8 protein-coding genes are annotated in these 5,454 nt (G+C 72.5%); 3 read left to right on the top strand and 5 right to left on the bottom strand.

The window, feature by feature from the left end:
• Both ACQKIP_RS38415 and ACQKIP_RS38420 read right to left on the bottom strand, forming a co-directional pair.
• Nucleotides 1-552 (bottom strand): NAD(P)/FAD-dependent oxidoreductase (locus tag ACQKIP_RS38415; RefSeq protein WP_427745206.1); only part of this gene is annotated, 552 nt, incomplete at its 3' end.
• Between the two features lie 212 nt (nucleotides 553-764).
• Nucleotides 765-1,157: a VOC family protein gene (locus ACQKIP_RS38420; RefSeq protein ID WP_365862484.1), complete on the bottom strand. Its 393-nt coding sequence runs from the start codon at nucleotides 1,155-1,157 to the stop codon at nucleotides 765-767.
• A 93-nt stretch (nucleotides 1,158-1,250) separates the two neighbouring features.
• On the opposite strand from ACQKIP_RS38420, the gene ACQKIP_RS38425 reads away from it, so the two are divergent.
• Nucleotides 1,251-1,802, top strand: a complete 552-nt coding sequence (locus tag ACQKIP_RS38425; protein ID WP_365862485.1) for a GNAT family N-acetyltransferase — start codon at nucleotides 1,251-1,253, stop codon at nucleotides 1,800-1,802.
• Nucleotides 1,803-1,856: 54 nt separating this feature from the next.
• Here the strand turns inward: ACQKIP_RS38425 and ACQKIP_RS38430 are convergent, their stop codons facing one another.
• From ACQKIP_RS38430 to ACQKIP_RS38440, 3 genes are all read right to left on the bottom strand, one after another.
• A complete protein-coding gene (locus tag ACQKIP_RS38430) occupies nucleotides 1,857-2,540 on the bottom strand; it encodes a glycerophosphodiester phosphodiesterase (protein ID WP_361199937.1) in 684 nt (227 codons plus the stop codon).
• A gap of 75 nt (nucleotides 2,541-2,615) precedes the next feature.
• Nucleotides 2,616-2,750, bottom strand: a complete 135-nt coding sequence (locus ACQKIP_RS38435) for a hypothetical protein (RefSeq protein WP_365862487.1) — start codon at nucleotides 2,748-2,750, stop codon at nucleotides 2,616-2,618.
• A gap of 77 nt (nucleotides 2,751-2,827) precedes the next feature.
• Complete coding sequence (locus tag ACQKIP_RS38440) at nucleotides 2,828-3,532, bottom strand: PadR family transcriptional regulator (protein WP_365862488.1); 705 nt, start codon at nucleotides 3,530-3,532, stop codon at nucleotides 2,828-2,830.
• Nucleotides 3,533-3,611: 79 nt separating this feature from the next.
• On the opposite strand from ACQKIP_RS38440, the gene ACQKIP_RS38445 reads away from it, so the two are divergent.
• Nucleotides 3,612-5,141 carry a bifunctional phosphatase PAP2/diacylglycerol kinase family protein gene (locus ACQKIP_RS38445; RefSeq protein ID WP_365862490.1) on the top strand — a complete coding sequence of 510 codons (1,530 nt, stop codon included), beginning with the start codon at nucleotides 3,612-3,614 and terminating at the stop codon, nucleotides 5,139-5,141.
• A 65-nt stretch (nucleotides 5,142-5,206) separates the two neighbouring features.
• Nucleotides 5,207-5,416: a hypothetical protein gene (locus tag ACQKIP_RS38450; protein ID WP_427745207.1), complete on the top strand. Its 210-nt coding sequence runs from the start codon at nucleotides 5,207-5,209 to the stop codon at nucleotides 5,414-5,416.
• Nucleotides 5,417-5,454: the final 38 nt, after the last annotated feature.

The following is a 5,454-nucleotide window of genomic DNA, read 5'->3' on the forward strand; positions in this document are numbered from 1 at the left end:
CGTCAGACGGTGCAGATACGCCGCCGTCTCCGTGCCCGCGTAACCGCCTCCCACGACCACGAACTGCAGCCGTGACTCCCGCTCGGCCCGGTCGGAGCTGGCCGCCGCCAGGCTCAGCTGCGAGATCACGTGGTCGCGGATCCAGGCGGCCTCGGCCAGCGTCTTCACGCCCACGGCGTAGCGGTCGACGCCGGGGATGTCGAACTGCCGGGTCACGCTGCCCGGGGTCAGGACCAGGTAGTCGTAGCGCTCCACGACCTCCTCGCCGTTGATCTTCCGTACGATCACGGCCTTCGCGTGCGGGTCCACCCCGATGGCCCCGCCCGGCACGATCGCCGTGCGGCGCAGCATGCGGCGCAGCGGCACCGCGACCGACTGCGGGGTGAGCACGCCGGACGCGACATGGGGAAGCAGCGGCAGATACAGCTGGTGGTCCGTCGGGCTGATCAGCCGCAATTCGGCGTCCTGCGCCTTGAGCGTCCGCTCCAGCTTGTGCGCGCACTCCATACCGGCGAAGCCACCGCCGATGATCAGAATCCGGGGACGTTGCATAAGAGATCGCTCCAGGGTTGGGCTCACCCGAGCCAGGCGAGCGTGGCGACGACGAAGGCCCGGACGCGCGGGTCCTCCTGGGCGAAGGGTCCGGTTCATCCTCCGACGGCGGGCGGCCCGGCGCACCTCGGATGCGCCGGGCGGGGAACCCGGGTACCCGCGATCCGCCGAGTCAGCCGCCGTCGTCCCGGTGTGTCCCTGCGGTGGTTCTCTCAGATGCCGGGCCGGTAGCGGATGGGATGGTCCTGCGGTACTTCGACGAGGACGATCCTGACGCCGTCCGGGTCCGCGATCCACATCTCGATCAGGCCCCAGGGCTCCTTCACCGGCTCCCGCACCACCTCCACCCCCCGCGCCACGAGGTCCGCGTGCGCCTCCCGCGCGTCCGCCACCTGCAGCCACAGCTGGAGGCCGGGTGCGGGGGGAGTGTCGGAGCGGCCGGAGACCTCCAGGAAGCCGCCGCCGAGGAAGTAGACCGTGCCGCGCTCGGGGCCCGTACCGAACTCCCGGTAGACGCCGAGCCCCAGTGCCTCGCCGTAGAACGCGCGGGAGCGCTCCGGATCGGTGGGACGGAGAAGGATCCTGCTGCTCAGTACATGCACCATGCAGCCGCACCTTAGCGGGGGGATACGCTCGGCGGTGCCCCGCCCACGCCGCGCCGGACAGCGGCGGGCGACAGAGATCGGAGAACCCGCCCCATGGACACCGCACCGCGCCTGAGCGCGAACGACGTCACCTTCCGTGCCGCCACCGACGCGGACGTCGACGTGCTCGTCTCGCTCGTCGAGTCGGCGTACCGCGGCGATTCGAGCCGGGCGGGATGGACCACGGAGGCGGACATCCTCCAGGGGCAGCGGACCGACCCGCAGGGTGTCCGCGACGTCATCGAGTCACCGGCCGGCAAGCTGCTCGCGGTCGAGCGGGACGGCGAGGTCGTCGCCTGCTGCCAGCTCGAACACCGGGGTGATCACGCCTACTTCGGGATGTTCGCGGTGAGCCCGGCGCTCCAGGGCGCGGGCCTGGGCAAGGTGATCATGGCGGAGGCCGAGCGGACCGCACGGGAGGCGTGGGGCGTGCGGGAGATGCACATGACCGTGATCTCCGTACGGGAGGACCTCATCGCCTGGTACGAGCGGCGCGGCTACCGCCGTACGGGAAAGATGACCCCCTTCCCGTACGGCGACGAGCGCTTCGGTCTTCCGCAGCGGGACGACCTGCAGTTCGAGCTGCTCGTCAAGCCCCTCGGCTGAGCGCGGCGGCGACCGGCGGCGCGACAGGCGGCGACAGACGGCGGCGGGCAGCGGTCAGGCCGTGAAGCGGCCCGTCCGCTTGATCTCCGGGTAGTCCGTGGTCGCCCCGTCCAGCTGGAGCGCGCGCACGAGGCGCAGATCGTCCTGCGAGTTCACGACCCAGCCGATGATCCGCAGGTCGGCCTTCTTGGCCCGCTCGACGATCTCCTGGGTCAGCCGCCGGATGTTCAGCACGAGGGTGGTGGCGCCGACCGCCGTGGCGCGCTCCACGACGTCGGTGCCGTACCGGCTGGCGACGAGCGCGGTGCGGACGCCGGGGACGAGGCGGGAGATCTCGGCGATCGCCTCGTCGTGGAAGGAGATCACCTCGACCCGGCCGACCAGATCACGCCGGTGCATCACCTCGGCCAGGGCGCGGGCGGCGGCCACGTCCTTGATCTCGGCCTGCAGCGGCGCCTGCACGGCGTCAAGGACCTCTTCGAAGACGGGGATCCGCTCGCCGCGTCCCGCGTCGAGCTCCCGCAACTCGGCCAGGGTCTTCTCGGCGATCGGTCCCTTGCCGTCGGTCGTACGGGACACGTCGGCATCGTGCATGACGACCAGGGCGCCGTCCTTGCTCAGATGCAGATCGAGCTCGATGAGATCGAGGCCCGCGGCTTGCGCGGCGATGAAGGACCGGAGGGTGTTCTCGGGTTCGACACCCATGACCCCGCGGTGACCGATGGTGAGGAAGTTCAAGGTTCACTCGCTTCCGTCGACGGCGGCTCGGTGGCCGCGGGGCGAGGACAGGGGTGCCACGCGGCATGGCGCAGCCTAACGGCCCGCTTCCGCGATGGAACCGTCCGTACGGGAGCGCCAGGAAGAATCGGAGTCGTCCGTTCTGCTCCCCACGATGCCGAGCAGAAGCCCGGTGATGACGGCGGCGGCAAGGACGGCGCGGGTGCTCACAGGTGCACTGCTCCATTCGGCGGGGGCGGACGACCCCGCCCGTCCTACCGGTCGGCGGCCCCGCGCCGCGAGCCACGTCACCCTTGGGTGGGCGAGTCCCCGGCAGGTTGACCGGGGGGTGCGCAGCCGGTGATCCCGGCGTGATCGCCGGGCGCCGCCGCCGGTTGTGCCAGCTCCGCCGGATCCGCGAGTTCCGCGAGGTCGGCGAGCATCGCCTCGGCCAGTTCGATCTCCGCTTCGAGACGCCGGCAGCTCCAGCGCAGGGCGATCTGCGGATGCGTCCACGCCTCCTGGCCGTCCGCGCGGGCGAGCGCGTCGTCGATCTCCTTCAGCTCGCCGCGGGTGTGCGCGATGTGCTCGGTCACCAGGGCCCGCAGATGGCCGGGCGCCGCGAGATGCCCGAGCCAGACCCGCAGGAGCAGCGGGTGCTTGAGGACCGGCGGGCCCGCGTCGCTGACGCCCGCCGCCCATCCGACGAGCGCGGCGCGGCCCTCGGCCGTGATGGCGTACGACCGCTTCGCGCGGGGCTCCTCGGGGCCCGAGCGCCGGGACGTGGCGTACCCGAGTGCTTCGAGGCGGCGCAGTTCGGCGTAGATCTGGCTGATGGCGGGCGACCAGTAGAAGTGCCGCAGCGAGGCGTCCGCCCACTTCTTCAGCTCGTACCCGGTGCGTTCGCCGGGGAAGGAGAGCAGGCCGAGCACGGCCCACGCGGTCGGCGGCAGCTCGGCGGGCCGCTGCGAGGGGAGGGGATGCCGCGGTGAGGTGGGGCCGGAAGCTGCCATATGACTGATTGAAGTGAACGTCACAGTGCCGGCGCAAGATGTGTGCGATGCGAACGGCCCGCGGGGGTATAGGGGCTTCATGAGTGATCTCCAGGACCAGGGACCGCACATCCGCAAGCTGCTCGGCGCCACCGACCGCCTCGCGTTCCACCGCGTGGCCGTCCGCTCCTGGCCGGCCGCGGAGCCGGTCCTGCCGCGACTGAGCCGCAGCGCCGACCACGGGCTGCTGTGGTTCGGCATCGCCGCGGGGATGTGGGCGTTCGGCGGTGCGCGCGGCAGGCGTGCGGCGGTGCGCGGCGTCGCGTCCCTGGCCCTTGCTTCGGGCACGGTCAACACCCTGGGCAAGCGGGCGGTGCGCCGCTCGCGGCCGGTCCTCGACGCGGTACCGGTGATACGGCATCTCTCCCGGCAGCCCGTCACCAGCTCCTTCCCCTCCGGGCACGCGGCTTCGGCGGCGGCCTTCGCCACGGGAGTCGCCCTGGAGTCGCGGGGGATGGGCGCGGCCGTGGCCCCGATCGCGGCGTCCGTCGCCTTCTCCCGCGTGTACACCGGCGTGCACTACCCCAGCGATGTCCTGGTCGGCGCGGCCCTCGGCGCGGGCGCCGCCTACGCGGTGCGCGGCATGGTGCCCTCCAGGGCGCAGCTGCCGCCGCCCGCACGCCCCCGTACGGACGCGCCCGCGCTGCCGGAGGGCGAGGGCCTGGTCGTGGTGGTCAACCCCTCGTCCGGGGCGCAGCCGCAACTTCTCGACCCGGTACGGCAGTTGAAGACCGCGCTGCCCCGCGCGGAGGTGATCCTCTACGAGCAGGAGGCGGGGCCGCTGCCCAAGGTCCTGGAGGAGGCGGCCAGGGACGCGGCCCGGCGCGGCGGCGTCTTCGGCGTGTGCGGGGGTGACGGCACGGTGAACGCCGCCGTGACGGCGGCCCTGCAGTTCGACGTGCCGCTGATGGTCCTGCCCGGCGGAACCTTCAACCACTTCGCCGCCGACCTGGGCGTCGACACGGTCGCGGACGCCTGCGTCGCCCTGGCCACGGGCAGCGCCGTACGGGCCGACGTCGGCCGGGTGAAGCCGCTCGCCGGGATCGGCCCGGACGGACGGACGTACTCCGAGCCGGTGTACTTCCTGAACACGTTCAGCCTCGGTGCCTACCCCGAACTCGTCCGCATCAGGGAGGAATGGTCCCCGAAGATCGGCGGCCCGCCCGCCGCCCTGCTCGGCGTCTCCCAGATCCTGCACACCGGTAAGCCGTTGCGCGCGGTGGTCAACGGCAAGGCCAGGGACATGTGGCTGCTCTTCGCGGGCAACGGCGCCTACCGCAGCACCGGCATCGCGCCGGTGCGCAGGCACGACCTGGCCGACGGGCTGCTCGACGTCCGTATCGCGAGCGGCGGGAAGTTCGCGCGCAGCCGCCTGCTCGCCGCGGCCCTTGCCGGACAGCTGGCCAAGACCCGGCTCTACGCGTCGGCCAAGGCGCAGCGTCTGGTCATCTCGGGCCTGCCGGAGGGCACCCAGATGGCCTACGACGGCGAACTCGCCCCCGCGCCCGCCTCGCTGCTCCTGGACAAGCTCCCCGAGGCGCTCACCGTGTACCGGCCGATCCCCGACTGACCCGGCGGCCCCGCGGCCCGGGCACGCGGGGTGTACGGGGTGTTACGCCAAGCGGAGCATTCGGCGTGCGCGGCCGTGCGCTCGCCGCTGTGCTGGCCTCCATGGGCTACGACATAGACAGCCCGCGTGAAGCGGGCACCACACGACGTGACGTACTGAGCGCCGCCGCGGGTCTCATGGCGGTCGGCGCCCTCACGGCGGCGGGACCCGCGGCGCACGCCGCCGCGGAGCCGGACTCCGCCGCGGAGTCCGACGGCGGCTGCGGCGTCGGCTAATACTCTTAGTTCGTGGAGGACGTGTCTGTTGGTGATGT

It is taken from the genome of Streptomyces sp. NPDC059900 (assembly GCF_050270335.1).
GTDB lineage: Bacteria > Actinomycetota > Actinomycetes > Streptomycetales > Streptomycetaceae > Streptomyces.